This window comes from Sulfuricurvum sp. RIFOXYD12_FULL_44_77, assembly GCF_001830725.1.
GTDB lineage: Bacteria > Campylobacterota > Campylobacteria > Campylobacterales > Sulfurimonadaceae > Sulfuricurvum > Sulfuricurvum kujiense_A.
On record NZ_MIBU01000277.1, the window covers coordinates 1 to 18,877 of the forward strand.

At 44.9% G+C, this 18,877-nt stretch carries 20 protein-coding genes; 13 read left to right on the forward strand and 7 right to left on the reverse strand.

Going from position 1 to position 18,877, the window contains the following annotated elements; translation table 11 throughout:
• Window positions 1–127: 127 nt before the first annotated feature.
• Genes nifT through A2517_RS10160 form a run of 4 tightly spaced genes read right to left on the reverse strand, consistent with a single transcriptional unit; the run spans window position 128 to window position 4,131 of the window.
• Complete coding sequence (gene nifT, locus A2517_RS10145) at window positions 128–340, reverse strand: putative nitrogen fixation protein NifT (RefSeq protein WP_294896665.1); 213 nt, start codon at window positions 338–340, stop codon at window positions 128–130.
• 45 nt (window positions 341–385) lie between these two features.
• The gene (locus A2517_RS10150; protein ID WP_294896668.1) at window positions 386–2,041 is read right to left on the reverse strand and encodes an FAD-dependent oxidoreductase; all 1,656 of its coding nucleotides are present in this window, start codon (window positions 2,039–2,041) and stop codon (window positions 386–388) included.
• Window positions 2,031–3,152: an aldo/keto reductase gene (locus A2517_RS10155; RefSeq protein ID WP_294896670.1), complete on the reverse strand. Its 1,122-nt coding sequence runs from the start codon at window positions 3,150–3,152 to the stop codon at window positions 2,031–2,033. The genes A2517_RS10150 and A2517_RS10155 overlap by 11 nt, the downstream gene beginning before the upstream one ends.
• 1 nt (window position 3,153) lies before the next feature.
• The gene (locus tag A2517_RS10160) at window positions 3,154–4,131 is read right to left on the reverse strand and encodes an iron-sulfur cluster assembly scaffold protein (RefSeq protein ID WP_294896672.1); all 978 of its coding nucleotides are present in this window, start codon (window positions 4,129–4,131) and stop codon (window positions 3,154–3,156) included.
• A gap of 204 nt (window positions 4,132–4,335) precedes the next feature.
• On the opposite strand from A2517_RS10160, the gene A2517_RS10165 reads away from it, so the two are divergent.
• The 11 genes from A2517_RS10165 (at window position 4,336) to A2517_RS10215 (ending at window position 14,336) form a co-directional block, all read left to right on the forward strand.
• On the forward strand, window positions 4,336–4,731 hold the full coding sequence (locus tag A2517_RS10165; protein WP_294896674.1) for a P-II family nitrogen regulator: 396 nt from the start codon (window positions 4,336–4,338) through the stop codon (window positions 4,729–4,731).
• Between the two features lie 39 nt (window positions 4,732–4,770).
• Entirely contained in the window at window positions 4,771–7,077 is a 2,307-nt protein-coding gene (gene hsdR / locus A2517_RS10170; RefSeq protein WP_294896676.1) for an EcoAI/FtnUII family type I restriction enzme subunit R, read from the forward strand.
• Window positions 7,078–7,113: 36 nt separating this feature from the next.
• Window positions 7,114–7,335 carry a hypothetical protein gene (locus tag A2517_RS10175; RefSeq protein ID WP_294896678.1) on the forward strand — a complete coding sequence of 74 codons (222 nt, stop codon included), beginning with the start codon at window positions 7,114–7,116 and terminating at the stop codon, window positions 7,333–7,335.
• Window positions 7,332–7,613, forward strand: a complete 282-nt coding sequence (locus A2517_RS10180) for a type II toxin-antitoxin system RelE/ParE family toxin (RefSeq protein ID WP_294896680.1) — start codon at window positions 7,332–7,334, stop codon at window positions 7,611–7,613. The genes A2517_RS10175 and A2517_RS10180 overlap by 4 nt, the downstream gene beginning before the upstream one ends.
• Before the next feature lie 3 nt (window positions 7,614–7,616).
• Entirely contained in the window at window positions 7,617–8,831 is a 1,215-nt protein-coding gene (locus A2517_RS10185; RefSeq protein ID WP_294896682.1) for a restriction endonuclease subunit S, read from the forward strand.
• The gene (locus A2517_RS10190; protein ID WP_294896684.1) at window positions 8,831–10,279 is read left to right on the forward strand and encodes a class I SAM-dependent DNA methyltransferase; all 1,449 of its coding nucleotides are present in this window, start codon (window positions 8,831–8,833) and stop codon (window positions 10,277–10,279) included. The genes A2517_RS10185 and A2517_RS10190 overlap by 1 nt, the downstream gene beginning before the upstream one ends.
• Window positions 10,280–10,348: 69 nt before the next feature.
• Window positions 10,349–12,103, forward strand: coding sequence for an aspartate--tRNA ligase (gene aspS, locus A2517_RS10195; protein WP_294896686.1), 1,755 nt, complete (start codon window positions 10,349–10,351; stop codon window positions 12,101–12,103).
• A 3-nt stretch (window positions 12,104–12,106) separates the two neighbouring features.
• Window positions 12,107–12,679, forward strand: coding sequence for an adenylate kinase (locus tag A2517_RS10200; RefSeq protein ID WP_294896688.1), 573 nt, complete (start codon window positions 12,107–12,109; stop codon window positions 12,677–12,679).
• A gap of 15 nt (window positions 12,680–12,694) precedes the next feature.
• A complete protein-coding gene (adk, locus tag A2517_RS10205; RefSeq protein WP_294896691.1) occupies window positions 12,695–13,342 on the forward strand; it encodes an adenylate kinase in 648 nt (215 codons plus the stop codon).
• Between the two features lie 45 nt (window positions 13,343–13,387).
• Window positions 13,388–14,137, forward strand: coding sequence for a molybdopterin-binding protein (locus A2517_RS10210; RefSeq protein WP_294896693.1), 750 nt, complete (start codon window positions 13,388–13,390; stop codon window positions 14,135–14,137).
• A gap of 58 nt (window positions 14,138–14,195) precedes the next feature.
• Window positions 14,196–14,336 carry a hypothetical protein gene (locus A2517_RS10215; RefSeq protein WP_294896695.1) on the forward strand — a complete coding sequence of 47 codons (141 nt, stop codon included), beginning with the start codon at window positions 14,196–14,198 and terminating at the stop codon, window positions 14,334–14,336.
• A gap of 9 nt (window positions 14,337–14,345) precedes the next feature.
• Here the strand turns inward: A2517_RS10215 and htpX are convergent, their stop codons facing one another.
• A complete protein-coding gene (gene htpX / locus A2517_RS10220) occupies window positions 14,346–15,236 on the reverse strand; it encodes a zinc metalloprotease HtpX (RefSeq protein ID WP_294896697.1) in 891 nt (296 codons plus the stop codon).
• Window positions 15,223–15,708, reverse strand: a complete 486-nt coding sequence (locus A2517_RS10225) for an ankyrin repeat domain-containing protein (protein ID WP_294896699.1) — start codon at window positions 15,706–15,708, stop codon at window positions 15,223–15,225. Before A2517_RS10225 ends, htpX begins: the two co-directional genes overlap by 14 nt.
• A gap of 106 nt (window positions 15,709–15,814) precedes the next feature.
• Between A2517_RS10225 and A2517_RS10230 the strand changes: the two genes are divergently transcribed.
• The gene (locus tag A2517_RS10230) at window positions 15,815–17,011 is read left to right on the forward strand and encodes a tetrahydrodipicolinate N-succinyltransferase N-terminal domain-containing protein (protein ID WP_294896701.1); all 1,197 of its coding nucleotides are present in this window, start codon (window positions 15,815–15,817) and stop codon (window positions 17,009–17,011) included.
• Between the two features lie 69 nt (window positions 17,012–17,080).
• Entirely contained in the window at window positions 17,081–17,386 is a 306-nt protein-coding gene (locus A2517_RS10235; protein ID WP_294896703.1) for a flagellar basal body rod C-terminal domain-containing protein, read from the forward strand.
• Window positions 17,387–17,393: 7 nt separating this feature from the next.
• Here A2517_RS10235 and A2517_RS10240 read toward each other — a convergent pair.
• Window positions 17,394–18,877 (reverse strand): SH3 domain-containing C40 family peptidase (locus A2517_RS10240; RefSeq protein WP_294896705.1); only part of this gene is annotated, 1,484 nt, incomplete at its 5' end.

The window sequence follows — 18,877 nt, forward strand, 5'->3', positions numbered from 1 at the left end:
CCGATATTTCTGAAATCATTTGTCCTCATGCGCCATTGTCTATGAAAAAATATCAATACAATTAAGCTAATTAAAGTTTAAAAATAATATTATAGCACAGAAATATACGGAAATAATAATTGTTAGATTATTCTCCCCGACGAATAGCCACCACTTCAGAAGGAAATTTTTTGGCACCCGGTTCGATAAACCATGTTTCACCGTTAGAGAGTTTTACTTCACCGCCCCATTTTTCTTCACTGTCAAACTCTGAACTTATAATTGTCTCTTCCATATCTTTTTTCGCGACATAAAATGAGATTGATCCCTTTGAATCGTAACGTAACATAACTTTTGCCATAACAAACTCCTTAATATTATTTAATAGTATAAATTCACTGCGCACTTACGCATGAAAAAACTGACGTATCCTATACCACCAATCCGATGAAAGATGACCTTCGAAACTGATCCGTAGAAATGTCCCTGCAAGGCGGCGAATGATCGTATTGACCTCATAATTTTTCTCATCACTCTGAGGAAAATCGTCGCGATAATGGACACCTCTGCTCTCTTCTCGTGCCAATGCAGACATCACCATTGATTCAGCAACCGTGAGGGCGTTACGAAACTCGATTATCGACATCAATTCAACATTATCACTGCGCTCTTTATTAACACAGCAGAGTCCTGATGACATTTTCATCAGATAATGCACATATTCGAGTGCGTTGGCAAGGGTGTCGTGCGTTCGAAATACCCCTGCATTTTTGTAGAGATTGTTACCGAGGTTACGACGCATTGTGTTAATGTTAAATCGGTTTTCACCCTCTAAAATCGCCTCAACATAGCGAGACTCTTTATCGACCAGTGCGTAATCGATCGGATGAAACTCCCCTTTTTTGGCTGCACGAGAAGCTTCAATACCTGCAAGACGGCCGAAATAGGCAGCCTCAAGCAGACTGTTTCCTCCTAAACGATTTGCCCCATGGACACCGCTATAGGCACATTCGCCACATGCAAATACGTTAGGAATATCGGTAGAGGTATTGTCTCTTACCCATATCCCACCCATAGTATAGTGGGCTGAGGGGGTGATAGGGAGAAGTTCGTTAAGGATATCGATTCCGGCACCGTTTAGAGCATGCTTGCGAGCTGAGGGGAGTTTTTTATCGATCAACTCTTCCCCCAAATGTCTAAAATCGAGATAAACACTATGTCCTGAAAGCTGATGTTTAACGATATCGCGTGAGAGTTTGTCCCGCGTCAGCAATTCATCCGTAAAACGTTCACCGCTCTCGTCAACAATGTAAGCACCCTCTCCGCGTGCCGCTTCGCTGATCAGTGTTCCGCTGTTCGCCAATGTTGTCGGATGAAACTGTACAAATTCCATATTCGACAGACGCATTTTAGCTCTCAGTGCTATGGCAATCACATCACCGCTGGATTCTTGTGAGTTGGTCGAATGACCGCGATAGATCCCCGCATATCCGCCCCCCGCCAAAATCAGTGATTTACACGCAAACGCTATCACTTGCGAATCCCGTCGGCGCAAGAGTGTTATCCCTGAGAGTTGATCTTTGTAGGTAGCGATAGAGAGCATCACATGATTTTGTAAAATGTTCACCCCCTCTTTGCGACACTGAACAAGAAGCGTTTGGGTAATAGATGCTCCCGTTTTATCCGCAATGTAACAGGTTCGCGAAGCTTTGGTTCCGCCAAAGGGGCGTTGAGCGATAGTACCCTCATCCGTGGTATCAAACACCACACCCATGGCTTGGAGTTCGTTAATAATCTCTTCGGCACCCGCAACCATAGCGCTGACAGACGAAAAACGCCCTAATTTATCGGCACCTTTTAGGGTATCGGAAATATGTTCGCGGATTGAATCTTGTCGTGTTGTTTTCAGTACGGCATTTATCCCACCCGAAGCTACGGCAGAGTTGGAACGCAAAGGATTGCTTTTACAGATTAGGGCGACATTCAGTCCTGCTCGGCGTGCATACAGCGCCGCATAGAGTCCTGAAATTCCGCTCCCGACTACAATCACATCATACAGCATAAGCACCTCGCATCAACGTATTTACCGACTCAACCGAGGCTTCAGGTAAATACCCCAAAAAGGCATTATCCACGACATGGGAAGGATCGACAGCACCGAATAAGGCAGAAATCCCTCCCGCACTACGGGCGAACTGCAATGCGCTCGCCACATCGTTCAACTCACCCGTTTTCATCAGTTCCGCTACATTTGAAGCAAACGGACGCTTAAAAAGGTTCGTTTGCAATAGCGAAGATGAGCCGATATAAGTCAGTCCATAGCGTGCACACGCATGCATTAGTGGATAAAACAGTCCATCTTCACACTGCTGATTTGCATATCCGTAGGCATGCGGTTTCGCGAGGTTAAACGGACTTTGGATATATTTAAAGCCATGATTCTCCCCTCCCACGCGTTGGGCGATGTCGACGATTTTTCCCAAAGAGACGTATTCCAGATGATCCGCTTCGTACAAAAACCCGTTCCACGCCGCAATGCCGTAGCTCACAATCTTTTTTTCACTACGCAGTTCTTCAAAAAGTACAAAAGCTGCTTCAATCCGCTCATAAAAGGTTGCTTGATCGATATACCCCAACTGTGTCTCAGGATTATGCAAATAGAAAATATCGATCGTATCTATCTCAAGATTTCGGAGCGACTGCTCACAGCTCCAGCGTAGATATTCGGGTGTCATACAATGCTGATCGATCACAATCTCCTCTTTCGAGGCCAACCCTGTGTCAATCATATTTTCTTGTATCCAACCGTATGGATTATCGGGAAAAGGGAAATCAAGAGGTATAAATCCCGCTTTAGAAGCGATAATAACCTCTTCGCGTTTGATCTCACCCGATTGGATCATCTCACTCAACGCTTCCGCAATTTCGCGCTCAGACATCTGATAGCGGTAATTGATCGCCGTGTCGATCAGATTGATCCCCCGACGCAGTGCTGTTTTGATTGCCTCTGCGTAGTTGATAATATAATTATCTTCTTTGTAGGGTTCAGCTTTATAGGTTCCGATACCCAGCGAAGGAAAAAAGAGTTCTCCGTTAAAACGGTAAAAATCTTTCGAATAATTACCGAATCTTTTGAGATATCCGAAGGTTCCCTCTTTGGTTGCGTGTCCCATTTTAGACCACCATCACTCGCAAATTGGATTTAAGTTTGAAGTTGAGCATATCCTGCATCCCGGCAAGGGTCGTAGTCGTGTTCATAGAGCAGCTCATACACTCACCTTTGTACTGGATGTATAGTTCGTGTTCCCCCTCTACCTCTTTAAGGTCGATCACTTCGACATCTCCGTGGTCGGCTTTGAGGGTCGGACGGATATATTCTTCGAGAATTGATTCGATACTGCGAAGTTTTTGAACCAAACTCATCGCATTAAAGTTTCCGTCCCCTTTGGCCTCTTTGATTTTTTTGCTGATCGCCTCTTTTTGAAGCTCTGCGGTCACTTCTGCGAGCATATCGACGAGATAGACATCTTTTTTCTCATGACCACCCGGTTTAATACACGATTTACAAAAACCGCCCGCTTTCGTGTAATCGGTGATGCTTTCGATAGAGTCGAGCTTGTTGAGACGGATCACCTCTTTGAGGGTATCGAGGCTGACACGGGCGCATTCACAGACGATAAACTCCGTCTCGAACTCGGACATATCGACCCCTTTATAGATCGATGCCGCTTTTTTAATCACGTCGTACGCCATAACCGAACAGTGCATTTTTTGCCCAGGAACCGCCGGAATATCTTCCTCATCACGAAGCGCTTTTTCCACATCAATGTTGGTGATTTTGAGTGCTTCATCCACCGTTTTATCCATGCAAAGTTCTGCCATCATATCCGAACTGGCGATTGCCGTACCGCATCCGAAACTCTTGAATCGACTTTTAATGATAACGTCGTTTTTCGGATCGATCATCCAGTAGAGTCGTACCGCATCCCCACAGCTCTCCGCACCGAAATCGGCAATAATCAATTGTTTCTCTGCTGCATCGGCCTCTTCTTGAGTAATCTCACCCATATTGATCGGATCGTTCATACGTCGTTGTACTTCACTTGAGTACTCTTCCCATAATGCTCCGCCGATCAGTGTGTCTCGTGCCATGATTGCTCCTTGATGGATGATATTAACTCCACAATTGCAAATGGTGTTCTAGTCAAAGAACTACATTTTTGTTACATTGGTGTATGAGAACTAAATATGCAGTTGGTTTGACAGGAGTTGCTTATTAAATAATCAGCTTAGTGGTGATTGCTCACCTCGATTCAATTTATAATGACACTATCAAAACCATAAAAGGGGTTCAAAATGGTTCAAATTACCGCTGTATTCAACCGTCACTGTTTAAATGATGTTCTTCGAGAACTGTTCGATAATGAGATCGAAGGGGTAACCGTAACCGATGTCATCGGAAAAGGTTCACTCGGTATTGCCGAAAAAAACAACGCTCCCGATTTGTATCCGAAAGTAATGCTTATCATCGTCGTATCCAACGATAAAACCAAAGAGGTTACAATGGAAGCGATCCGTGCTCATACACAGGATTTAGGTCACGGTGCCGGTAAAATGTGGGTTACTCCGGTACTTGAAGTCGAGCGTATCCGTACGGGAGAAAAAGATGAAACGGCTCTTACTCAACCAATCCCGCGCGCTATGGCAAAAAGCAACACGTTTTTCACTGCCGTCGATACACCCTCTAGTTAAGGTATAATCTCCGTAATGAATTTCTGTTGCGGAGCATAAATGGCTTATTCCGAATCCGATACCCGTGCCAAACTGATCGATCCGCGTCTCATAAGCGGCGGGTGGAATGAATCACATATCGTCCGTGAATACTACTTTACCGACGGGCGAAAGCTCATCGGAGGCAAACGGGGCAAACGCCACTTTGTCGATTATCTCCTAGTACACCGCAACACCAACCTCGCTATCATTGAGGCAAAATCCGAAGATCGTGATCCCCTAGATGGTCTCCAGCAATCCATCGACTATGCGATCAAACTCCGCATCGACATCGTCTACACCACTAACGGACACCGTATCTACGAGCACGACCTCCGAAGCGGTTGCGGAGTATGGGTTGATAGTTTCCCCTCTCCTGAGACACTTTTTGAACGACTTTACGGCACACTAAATCCCAAAGAAACAGAAACTCTCACCCAAAGTTTCCATTTGGGTCTCAAAAAACCCCGATACTATCAGCAAATAGCCGTGAACAAAGCGGTGGAAGCATTGGCAAAAGGGGAGAACAGAGTCCTCCTCACTCTTGCAACGGGGACGGGGAAAACCTACATCGCGTTTCAAATCGTCTATCGCCTTTTTGAATCCAAATGGAGCAAGAACAACCAAAACCGCCGTCCGAGAATCCTCTTTTTAGCGGATCGAAACATCCTGATCGATCAAGCCTACAACGAGTTCAACCCCATCGAAAAAGAGTGTATCAAAGTCAACGGCAAAGAGATACGCAAACGCAATGGTAAAGTTCCCACCAATGCCAATGTCTTTTTTGCGATTTATCAGGCGATTTCAGAGCGACGCAGTGACGAAGCCGATACCGAAAACGACTTTTCAGGCTATTTCGAGCAGTACGATCCCGATTTTTTCGATCTCATTATTATCGATGAGTGTCACCGAGGGGGAGCTAACGATGAGGGGAGCTGGAGACGGGTACTCGATCGGTTCAAAAATGCCGCCCATTTGGGTCTCACCGCCACCCCAAAACGAGATGACAACGGCGACACCTACGGGTATTTCGGCGACCCTGTTTATGAGTATTCGCTACGCGACGGGATAAACGACGGATTTTTAACCCCTTACAAGGTGAAACGTATCCGTACCAACATCGATGAGTACCGATTTAACCCCGATGACATCGTTACGGGAGATTTGGAAAATCAGATCGTCACGCTGGAGCAGTTCGAAAAATCAGTCGTCATCCCCGCACGCACCGATCTAATCGCCCGCACCATCCTAGAGCAGATACGCCCCTACGACAAAACCATCATCTTTTGTGTCAACCAAGCCCACGCATCCGCAATGAAAATCGCCATCGACGCGCACAAAAGTGTCAGCGACAGCCACTATTGCGTCCGTATCACCTCCGATGAGGGGGAGATCGGGCGTGCCTTGTTAGAGAAATTCCAAGACAACGACCTCACCATCCCCGCTATTTTGACAAGTTCCAAGATGCTCACCACAGGGGTCGATGCCAAAAACGTCCGTAACGTCGTCCTCACCGCCCCGATCCGCTCTATGACCGAGTTCAAACAGATCATCGGGCGCGGTACGCGGGTATTCGAGGGGAAAGACTTCTTTACAATCCTCGATTTTGTCGGAGCGACGAACCTCTTTTACGATCCGCGCTGGGACGGTGATGCCGAACCCACGGAAACACCATCCACCGTTCCCCCTGAGCTTGTCGAAGGGTCGGATGATGGTTCGACAAGCTCACCACGAACGGACAAAGAGAAAAAAGAAAAAGCGGAAATCACGATCCGAGGGCGCCGCCTCCGCGTCATCGACATCGAAACCACCTACGTCGGAGCCGAGGGGAAACCGCTCCGGACGGGTGAATATCTCGAATACCTCATCGGCGTATTGGGTGGGATGTATGATGATGAAACACGTCTACGGGAGATTTGGAGCGATCCGCGTGAGCGCAAAGTGTTGATGAACAAACTCGAAAATATGCACATTGACGCCGCGCAACTCTCCGAACTCACCGCGATTTTTGAAGCCGAAGATGCCGACATCTACGATGTTCTCGCCCATCTCTCCTTTAACCACGATATTTTGACCCGATCCGAGCGGGTGCTCAACGTCGAACACCGAGACTTTATCGAGCGCCACCACAGCACCAAAGCACGCGATTTTCTCGAATTTATCCTCCGACGTTATGAGCGTGACGGAGTAGCTGAACTTGACGAAGAGAAACTCAGCTCTCTCATACAGCTCTCAACCATCGACAAAGAGGAGCTAAAAGAGGCGTTTGGAGGACTACGAGAGATCAAAGAGGGGTATTTGGAACTTCAGCGGGAGATTTACAGATGATTCGTGTTAAAATTTTGAAAAAGCAAAGGGATAGCTATGACAGTAATGATTGATGCGAACAAACGCCAACTCAAACTTCTGGACGGCATTCTAAAAGCATTAAAAGAGAATGACGCTATCGAAGCGTATGATCTCGGATTTGAAGAAAATAAAGCCTTTTTTTCTTCACGCCTCGAAGATATTAAATCGGGAAAATCGAAACTAGTATCGCATGATGATATGTGGGAGAGGATAGAAAATCGGATCACTAAAAAATGACTATTTTTTATGAAGAACGATTTGAATTTGACATTAGTGAAGTCGTAGAATATATTTCAGAAGACAGCAGAGCAAAAGGGAAAAAATTTGCCCGCGAAATTCGACAAGCGATCCTAAAAATTCCTGCATTCCCCTACAAACACCGTCAATCGATCTATTTTAAAGACGACACGATTCGTGATCTTATCTACAAAGGCTACGTGATCGCCTATATGATTGATGAAGAGAGTGAGAGCATCACGATTTTGGGGATGATAAAGTATAAAGAAAAATGGTAAAAAATGATCTCTAACCTCCCCACGCTTCCCGATGGATGGGAATGGAAAAAACTCGGTGATGTAGTTACAGAAATTTCATCAAAATTACAAGCTTCACAATGTCAAGATTTACCTTATTTATCTCTTGAAAATATAGAAAGTCAAACTGGCAAACTTCTAAACGTTTCCTCAGCTAAAGAATCAAATGTTATTGGCACATGTAGCAAGTTTACTAAAGACACAGTCATATATTCTAAATTACGCCCTTATCTCAATAAAGTTGCTATACCTGATTTTGATGGAGTAGGAACGACTGAACTGATCGTTTTTCAACCTAAAAATAATTTAGATAAATTTTTTCTTGCTAATTTTTTACGTTCGGAAAGCGTTGTAAACAAAATAAATGCAAGCTCATATGGGGCAAAAATGCCTCGAACAAGTAGTAAATTTTTAAAAGAGTTGGAAATCCCCCTCCCCTCTCTAAATGAACAAAAACGGCTCGTTGCCCTCCTCGACACCCTATTCGCCAAAATCGACCGTTCCCTCGAACTGCTGAGTGAAAACATCACCGCCGCCGATCTCCTCCTCCCCTCTGCACTCAATACGGTTTTTGGGGAATTGGGGGAACAGTGGGAGACAAAAACAATCAATGAAATCGCATTTGTTAAAGGTGGAAAAAGATTAGCAAAAGGAGATCAGCTTTTGGATACAGAAACTCCATATCCTTATTTAAGAGTAACAGATTTCACAAATGATGGAACTATCAGCACAAAAAAAATGCTCTATTTATCACCTGATGTTCATGAAAAAATCAAAAGATACACAATATCTCATGAAGATTTATATATTACTAATGTCGGAAATACTATCGGTAAAAGTGGAATTATTCCAAAAGAATTAGAAGGAGCAAATCTTACTGAAAATGCAGTCAAATTAGTTTATAAAAATAAAAAAAATATTTCTAATAAATTTGTTTATTATTTTACTAAATCGGCTACTTTTATTTTTCAACTGGAATCAGCTACTAAACAAATGGCTATTCCAAAATTAGCTATTATGAGATTAAGTGAAATACAAATTCCCCTCCCACCCCTCGACATCCAAACCCAGAGCGTCGCGTACCTCGACAGCATCCGCGAAAAAGTTGAGATTCTGAAACACGTTCAGAATGACAAGATAAAAAATCTAAAAGCCCTAAAAGCATCCCTACTCGACCGAGCATTCAAAGGAGAACTCTAATGGAGTCCAAAATCAACCGCATCACCGACATCCTCCGCCGTGACGACGGTATCAGCGGGGCGATGATGTACACCGAACAGATCAGCTGGATTCTGTTTCTCAAATTCCTCCACGACTACGAGATCGAAAAGTCCGAAGAGGCAGAACTCGACGGGACAACCTACACCCCGATACTGCGCGGTGACTACGCTTGGGACGTCTGGGCGTGTCCGAAACAAAACGGCAAAACCGATATCGGGCACGTGCAAAGCGGAAATGATCTCCTCGATTTCGTCAACAGTAAACTCTTCCCGTTTTTGCAAAGTTTTAAAAGCATCACCGAAGACCCTAAATCGGTCAAATACAAGATCGGAGCGATCTTCGAGTTCCTCTCCAACCGTATCGCCAACGGTCATACCTTGCGCGAAGTGCTCGATCTCGTCGATGCGATGAACTTCCACAACAGCGCCGATCTGTTCCAACTCTCACAAGTGTATGAGAAGCTTCTGCGTGACATGGGAAGCGATGGCGGCAACAGCGGTGAGTTCTATACACCCCGCGCCCTCGTGCGTGCCATCGTCGAAGCGGTCGATCCCCGTATCGGCGAGACGATCTACGATCCCGCGTGCGGAACGTGCGGATTTCTCATCGAGGCGTACAACCATATCCGCCCCTCTGAACTCTCCACTTCACAGCTCAAATTTCTCTCTGAGGATACCTTTTTCGGAAATGAAAAAACACCCCTCTCCTACGTGATGGGGGTGATGAACATGATCCTCCACGGTGTAGAGTCGCCCAATATCGCCAAAGCCAACACATTGACCCGAAACATACGGGAGTTTGAGGAAAAAGACCGCTACGACGTCATCCTCGCCAATCCCCCGTTCGGCGGCAAAGAAAAAGAGCAGATACAGCTCAACTTTACGGTCAAAGCCAACGCGACCGAATTGCTCTTTTTACAACACATGATGAAAATGCTCCGCCTCGGCGGGCGTTGCGGTGTCGTCGTCCCTGAGGGGGTATTGTTCCAAACAGGTGCCGCGTTCGCGGCAGTGAAAAAAGAGCTGATCGAGCGGTTCAACCTCCATACAATTGTGAGCCTCCCTGCGGGGGTATTCCTCCCCTATTCAGGTGTCAAAACCAACGTCCTCTTTTTCGACCGCGCGGGTGAGACCCATGACATCTGGTACTACGAGGTAAACCCTCCCTACAAGCTCACCAAAAACAAACCAATCAGCTACGAACACTTCGCCGAGTTCCTCGAACTACGTAAAGTACGCGGTATCAGTGATAACAGCTGGATCGTTAACATAAATGATATTAAAGAATATGACATATCAGCCAAGAACCCGAACCGCAACGAAGCGGTAGACCACAAAAGCCCGCTGGAACTGGTCGAGAAGATCAAAGAGAACAACAGTGAAATCGCCGTACTACTCGATGAGATTGAGGGGATTTTAACACTCTAAAACTACTATTATCAAACCAAAAGTTTCTACCCGCTATAATTGCGAAAAATATAACCTAAGGACTTTGCATTGAGAAGTCATTTTTGTACCGATTTAAGTGAAGCAAACGTAGGCGATAACGTCGTCCTATGCGGTTGGGCGAACAGCTACCGCGACCACGGAGGCATTGTTTTTATCGACTTGCGCGATAAAAGCGGCCTGATTCAACTCGTTTGTGACCCTGCCGACAATGCCCATGCCCATAAACTTGCGAGCGAAGTGCGTGACGAATTCGTCTTGATCGCACACGGACGCGTTCGTAGCCGTGGCGAGGGGCTTGTTAACCCGCGTCTTAAAACGGGTGCTATTGAAGTAGTCGTCGAAGAGCTGATCATCGAAAACCGCTCCGAGCCTGTCCCTTTCGGTATCGGAGACAACAGTGTCGGTGAAGAGATCCGTCTTAAATACCGTTACCTCGATCTACGTAATCCAGCCATGTACAATACCTTTATGCTCCGCTCAAAAGCGGCTATCGCGGCACGTAACGTACTGGATCGTCTCGGATTTTTAGAAGTTGAAACCCCGATTTTGACTAAATCGACCCCTGAGGGTGCACGTGACTATCTCGTACCGAGCCGTGTACACGAAGGTGAGTTCTACGCCCTCCCTCAATCGCCTCAGCTTTTCAAACAGCTCTTGATGGTGGGTGGATTTGACCGTTATTTCCAAATCGCGAAATGTTTCCGTGATGAAGATTTGCGTGCCGATCGTCAACCTGAATTTACCCAAATCGACGTCGAAATGAGCTTCTGTAACCAAGAAGACGTTATCCGTGTCGCCGAAGAGTTAATTACCGGAATGTTTGCTGCTGCAGGACACGAAGTCCATACGCCGTTCAACCGTATCAAATACTCCGATGCGATGGAATGGTACGGATCTGACAAGCCCGACCTCAGATATGATCTTAAAATGGTCGATGTTATCGATATCTTCGCACGTTGTGACAACGAAATTTTCACAGGGATCGCCGCTAATCCTAAAATGAACCGTATCAAAGCGCTTCGCGTTCCGGGTGCCGATTTGGCATTCTCGAAACGTGAAATGAAAAGCTTCGAAGATTACGTACGTAAATTCGGTGCTAAAGGGCTTGGTTACTTCCAAATGAAAGAGGACGGTCTCAAAGGACCTCTAGAGAAATTCTTTGCCCCTGAAGATCTCCAACTCCTCGTTGATCGTACCGGTATGGAAGTGGGCGACGTCGTCTTCTTCGGTGCGGGAGATAAAAAAACCGTGTGGGATTATATGGGACGTTTCCGTATCTTCATCGCTGAGCATGAAAAAATGAACCTAATCGACAAAGATCGCTTCGAATTTGTCTGGGTTGTTGACTTCCCGATGTTCGAAATCGAAGAGGGACGTGTCAAAGCACTTCACCATCCGTTTACGATGCCGCGTGATTTGAACCATGAGCATCTCGAAGATATCGAATCGATTGCCTACGATATCGTCCTCAACGGAACCGAACTCGGCGGCGGATCGATCCGTATCCACAAACAAGCACTCCAAGAGCAAATCTTCACCCTTCTCGGTATCGGTGAAGAGGAAGCTCAGGAGAAATTCGGTTTCCTCCTTGATGCGCTCAAATTCGGAGCACCGCCCCACGGCGGATTCGCTATCGGGTTTGACCGTTTCATGATGCTATTGTCTAAAAAAGATTCTATTCGTGACGTTATCGCGTTCCCGAAAACCCAAAAAGCCTCTTGTATTATGACACAGGCACCGAGTCCTGTTGAGTTGACACAACTCCGCGAGCTTCACATCCGCCTACGCGAAAGTGCCAAGTAAGTAATGAAGAAACTTTTCCTTATTATTGGCGCACCGGGTTCAGGAAAAACAACTGATGCGGAGATTATAGCCGAACGCAACGACGATGCAATCGTCCACTACTCGACCGGTGATCTTCTCCGCGCAGAAGTCTCCAGCGGCAGTGAACGGGGTCAGTTGATTGATAGCTTTATCAGTAAAGGGCTTATTGTTCCGATTGAGATCGCAATCGACACGATTACCAGTGCCATCAAATCAGCCCCTGCTGATGTTATTTTATTCGACGGCTATCCGCGCTCATTTGAGCAAATGAACGAACTCGATAAATTTCTTGCTACCGATACCGAAGTAGAACTTGTAAGTGTCATTGAAGTTGTTGTCAGTGAGGAGGTAGCCCGTGATCGCGTTCTCGGACGCTCTCGAGGAGCCGATGACAAAGTTGAAGTGTTTAACAACCGTATGAGCGTCTATACAGAGCCGTTAGCGGTGATCCAAAGCTTTTATGAGGCTAAAAACCTTCTCAAAAAAATCGACGGGGAACGCTCCATCGATGCTATTGTGGATGAGTTAGAACTCTATATCGAATCTAAAATCTAATTAATAGGAATTAATATGAAAATTATTCTTTTAGGTGCTCCGGGTGCCGGAAAAGGGACACAAGCACAGTTTTTGACCAAAGCATTTGATATCCCGCAAATCTCTACGGGTGATATGCTTCGCGCAGCGATTAAAGCGGGAACGGAACTTGGGACATTGGCGAAATCGTTTATGGATTCGGGGAAACTTGTCACCGATGAGATTATTATCGGTTTGGTAAAAGAGCGCATTTTGGAAGATGATTGCCGCAATGGTTTTTTGCTTGACGGTTTTCCTCGTACTGTTCCTCAAGCCGACGCACTCAAAGAAGCGGGTGTAGCGATCGATGCTGTGATCGAAATCGATGTAGCCGACAGCGTTATCGTTGAGCGTATGTCAGGACGTCGTGCCCACCTTGCATCAGGACGAACCTATCACGTTGTTTTCAATCCGCCGAAAGTGGAAGGAAAAGACGATGAAACGGGTGAAGAGTTGGTACAACGTGCTGATGATAAAGCCGAAGTGGTATTGGATCGTCTCCGTGTCTACCACGAACAAACCGCTCCCCTTGTCAACTACTACCAAGGTGTTGCCGCATCAGATACATCAGTGAAATACATTACTATCGACGGAACCCAAAAAATCGATGCAGTTGAAAAAGAAATTTTGGAAAAACTCAAATAATTTTCCTTCTCCCCTTAGCGGGGAATATCGTGTTATAATCCTCTTATGAAAACTCCCCACTTTTATGCCGTTATTATCGGTTCTGAAATCCTAAACGGCCGTCGTGAAGACAAACATTTTCTCTATGTTCGAGATGCCCTGCTCCGTCGCGGGCATACCCTCTTCTCCTCTTTTACAATCAAAGACGATCCACTTTTAATTCATACTACTTTCGCAATGATCAAAAATGATCCCGATGCCGTCATATTCAGCTTTGGCGGAATCGGTTCCACTCCCGATGATCTGACACGCCAAATCGCGGCTGACGTTTTTAGCGATGGGATTTTAGTCCCCCATAAGCAATTTACGCGTGATATTACGGAACGATTCGGTGACGCGGCCTATCCTCACCGTATCCATATGGCTCATCTGCCAAAAAATTCTCTCCTCCTCCATAATGTCGTCAATAATATGTCAGGATTTTATCTGGAGGATCGCTACTTTTTTATGCCGGGATTTCCGGAAATGTCCCATCCGATGGTGGAAGAGGCATTAACAAAATTTTATCCCCAAGCCACTAAAACCTATCGCCGCACCCTAATCGCCCAAACATCTGAAAATACACTGATTGATGTCATGGCAAAAATGGATAAATCTGTTGATTTCTCTTCCTTGCCGATGATAAACGGAGGAAATCCTATTGTTGAAATATCGGTTGCCGCTGAGGAAGAGAAACTTTGTGAGTACAGTTTTCACCTCTTTGAAGAGGCATTAAAAGTAAAATCAATCTCCTACGAAATTATTAAAAATTATTAAAAATAAATATTTTTTTTAAACTGCCGATTTTACTTCAACAAAGGAATAAGGAGAGGGGATGGGCAAAATGAGTTTTTTAATTATCGGATTGGGAATCAGTTTTATTGTTTATATTGTTTATCGTCATACTTTTTTGAAAACACCGAAAAAAAAGTTGCCTCGTAAACCCCATTTCACCCTTAAAATAGAGCCGGAATAATAGCGCTCACTAAACGTAATGGCGGTCATAGAGTTTATTTTGTTCATTCACAGTTGATAATTCTTCTTTTAAAGCTTCCAAACGCTCCAATCGCTGTTCTGTCGTAGGATGGGTACGAAAAAGATTAGAAAATGAAAAGTTTTTGCCATCAAACGGACTGATAATAAACATATGGGCATTTTCAGGGGTAGCTCCGTGTACTTCTCCCCGCGCATTGTAGTTTGAAAGTTTAATGAGCGCATTTTGAAGCCACTCCGGATGCCCCGTGAGATGTGCCGCCCCCGCATCCGCCATAAACTCTCGTGAGCGGCTGATAGTCATCTGAATGACACTCGCCGCAATCGGTAATAAAATAGCCATCATAATCATCAAAATTGGATTTCCACGATTATTACGACTGCCGAACATCGCACCAAACTGCAACATATTGGCGATAAACGCAACTGCTCCTGCAATCGTTGCCGCTACGGTCGCAATCAGAATATCGCGATGAGCTACGTGAGAGAGTTCATGTGCCATGACCCCCTCCACTTCATCCTCATTCAGCAATTCGAGCAATCCCGTCGTTATCGCTACCGCCGCATGAGAGGGATTACGCCCTGTTGCAAATGCATTGGGGATATGATCATGAATAATATAGACTTTCGGCATCGGTATATCAGCACGTTCAACCAAACGATTAACCACACGATAGAGCATCGGTGCCTCACGCGGGTCAACTTCCTGTGCATTATAATGCTTTAGTATCATAGTATCCGAAAAATAGTAGGCGTAAAAATTCATCCCACCCGCTATGAGCAGTGCGATGAGCATTCCCCCCTGCCCCCCTAAATACCCTCCGATAAATACTAATAAAACGGAGAGAGAACCAAGCAATAAAAAGGTTTTAATCTGTTCCACTCTTTTCTCCTTCTAACAGAGCTAAAATCGATTTTTTATGCATTTTACGGGCAAAGTCAAGGGCACTAAGCCCGTGTTGATCTCTGGCCGTCACATCCACCCCTTTATCCAGCAGTTTTTGTATCACTTCAATTCGACCGTAACAAACAGCTCCCATTAGCGGAGTAAATCCGCTGCGGCGTGTCGGATGATTGACATCAAATCCGCTCTCTATCAGTCGCTCAATGATAGAGAGATTATTGTAGGTGACCGCTACATCAAAAACACTCACCCCTTCATTATCTATTTGATACAAATCGGCACCGTTCTCGATCAAAAGATCTAAAATCTCCCCGTCACAATGGTAACGCATCGCGAAACAAAGTACCGATTCGCCGTTCTCTTCTACCGCATTCGGATTTCCACCGCTTGTGAGGTATTTTTTTATTCCGAGATAATCATTTGCTTTTAATAAGGTAATCCACTGTTCCATAATAAATCCATTTAAAAATATGATCGTAGTATAACACGCAAGATTCAACCCATACATAGGCTCTTATGGTAAAATTCTCTATTAATTTTACACCAAGAGAGAAAATATGGAAATTTTAGAGACCGAAGCCGCTTTTAAAGCATGTGTACAAGAGATTCAAAACAGCGCAGGATATAAAAATCCTCTTGGATTCGGTATTTGCCGTGTTGATTTCGGTCAGCTTGATGGTTCTAAAATCCTCCAAGCGACCTATCCACATATTAACTGGAACGAAAACTTCGGCAGTGCCGCCATCTTTATCAAAAGTGCGCAAGAGCAAGGATTTAGCGTCGATTTTAACGCCGATGAAGTAATTATCCCAGTAACATTGAAATTTTTAGAGGGGTGCTTAAACGCATTTACCCCTTATTCTGATGAAGCATTCGGTGATGCCCATAAAAATATCCAAGTGATCTCCGCCCTCTATAACCAAATTAAAGAGCGTGGAATGCGTGAGGGTGAGTTCCGTCTTGTCATCCTTTTCAACGATGTAGCGTGCACGAGCGTCGAGGGAACTTACCTCAAACTCTACGCCCTCTCTACCTCCAAAGCGGCTCTTCGCTCCCTCAATCTTAACGGTGCGTTCGGTGCATTGCACAACGTCGCATGGTCAGACGGTCAACCGATCGAGCTAGAATGGCTCCGTGAAAACGAGATTGAACTCAAATTTGCCAACGAATATCCGAAAATCGATTTCGTCGATAAATTCCCGCGCTATCTCCAACACATCATCCCTGCCAACAATACCCGCGTATTGGACGATTCAAAAGTTCGCTTCGGTGCGCAGCTCCATGCAGGGACAACCATCATGCCGGGTGCAAGTTATGTCAACTTCAATGCGGGAACTACGGGTGTCAGTATGGTTGAGGGACGCATCTCTAGCTCTGCGGTTGTAGGTGATGGTTCAGACGTTGGCGGAGGGGCTTCTATCCTCGGTGTTCTCAGCGGAACGGACGGAATCCCTGTCACAATCGGTAAAAATACCCTTTTAGGTGCCAATTCAGTTACCGGAATCGCACTAGGTGATGGATGCATCGTAGATGCGGGGATCGCCGTATTGGCAGGAACCAAGTTTGCGGTCAGTGCTGAAGAACTCTCAAAAATCCAAGAAGCCAATCCAACGGTAACTCTCAGCGGGACAAGCTTCAAAGGGAAAGATCTTGTAGCGCTTAACGGGATACACTATCGTCAAGACTCAACTACAGGTCAATTGCTCATCCGCCGCTCAACCCGCGAAGTCAAACTAAACGCTGATCTGCACTAATCTCTATTTTCTATCACCGTTTAAGGTGATAGTACCTATACTGATAGTATTTAAACAAAGGAGCTGGTTATGATAAGCTCAAATGTCTCTTCAATCGCTTCTCACCAAACATGGATGAATAATAGTGCGCATAATGTCGCCAATGTAAATACAGATAAGTTTGTTCCGCAAGATACGACAATCAGTGAGACAGAGAATGGCGGGACAAAAGCCAATACCTCAATGTCTTCATCAAACGGCAGTGAAAAATCACAAACCGATCTTTCCAAAGAGCTGACCGATCAAATGATTATTGAAAAAGCGACACAAACCAATGTACAAGCTATCCGTACACAAGATGAAATGTACGGCTCACTTCTCGATATTCGAGGATAGGAAAGTCTTAAAGAGGTTTTTTCTTTGACTTATTCTTATTTTCCCGTGCGAAAGTTAGAGGAGTTTTTGTAAAAATATTCATACTTTCAACGCGTGTCAGTAGTTTCATCTCCGGATCATAGTTTTCTAAGTCTGCACCCAATTCCAAAGTACTGATAACCGCTTTCCCGATAATATGTCTTCCTTTGTTTCCCGCTTTATCAAGGGTACGGATACCCCAAATATTATGCATCACCATAACATTCTCTTGATAGGTGCCTACATAAAGGAGAACATGCCCTTTGAGATAGATAATAGTCTCAAAAGGGACCCCTTTCTCTTGGATTAGGGAGAGCTTTTCATCATCACTGAGTCCGACGAAGGAGATTACTTCCCCTTTTTTCGATTGGGATGATGAGTTTCGTGGAAGCCAAATACCAAAAGGGGTCATCATGTCACGTATCATGGAAGAACAATCGCGTTCTCCATACATACCGCCCCAGCCGTAGGTATTTTTCAGCATTTCCGTTCCGATAGCGATCATATCATTTTTATTCAATCGGCTCACACCGATATGGGCAGAATGTTTAGGGATAGATAGAGCCTTTATTGAGCTATTGCTATCAACCGTTTTAACATAATAATACTCACCCTCCACTCGATCCAATGGCAAAACCATCCCTATTCGTGAATAGGCTACAAATCCTTTTACACTGTCTGTTAGAGCAATGTTATCTTCAATAATAAAAACTTTTTCTGACTTTTGAATCAACAAAGCCGTCGAATCATCGATGAAGGTAATTCCATCCGATGGAACCCACCCTGAGGCATTGTTGGTAAAAATATAGCTCCACGCACCATCTTTAGTTCTATGGGAAACAAATATCGGTTCATTGTAATTGACACTGCTATTTTGGAGAAGATCGAACGGATACCCCTCACCCGGAAGAGAAGGATCTTTGTAAAGGGGCTTATCGGTTGGAAGTGCACGGATATCCATCCGTTTAAGGGTAATGGCTTTTTGGCTTAGTGATCCGTAAGCCTCAAAATTACTGGTATTTTTTATGGATTCAAACCATAACGGAGCGACCGGTCTGAGATTGCTTCCATATCCGCCCTTATACGCACGAAGAGGCCATGTCACTTCTTGAACTTTTTGAGGAGGAGCAGTGTAGTTCCATGGCGAAAAATAACGTCCTTCAAATGTTGTTTGGATTTCAAACAAATCCTCTCGATCCAATCCATTTCGCTCTACATAAGGAGCCATAAGTTGCTCAAATCGTTCCAAATCATTGACTTTCGGACCGTATTCTGGAAGTTTGAGTCCAAGATCTTGAGGAAGCATACAACAAAAGGGATCGGCTAATGTACTCTGATTTTTATCTAATTGAGGAATAGCTTTAAGAGGTTTGGAGGAAGGTGCAGCAATTGGTGTATGGGTACTACACCCTCCCAATACCAATAACAATCCGCCTATCCATACTGTCGTATTCATATTCAATCCAATATTAT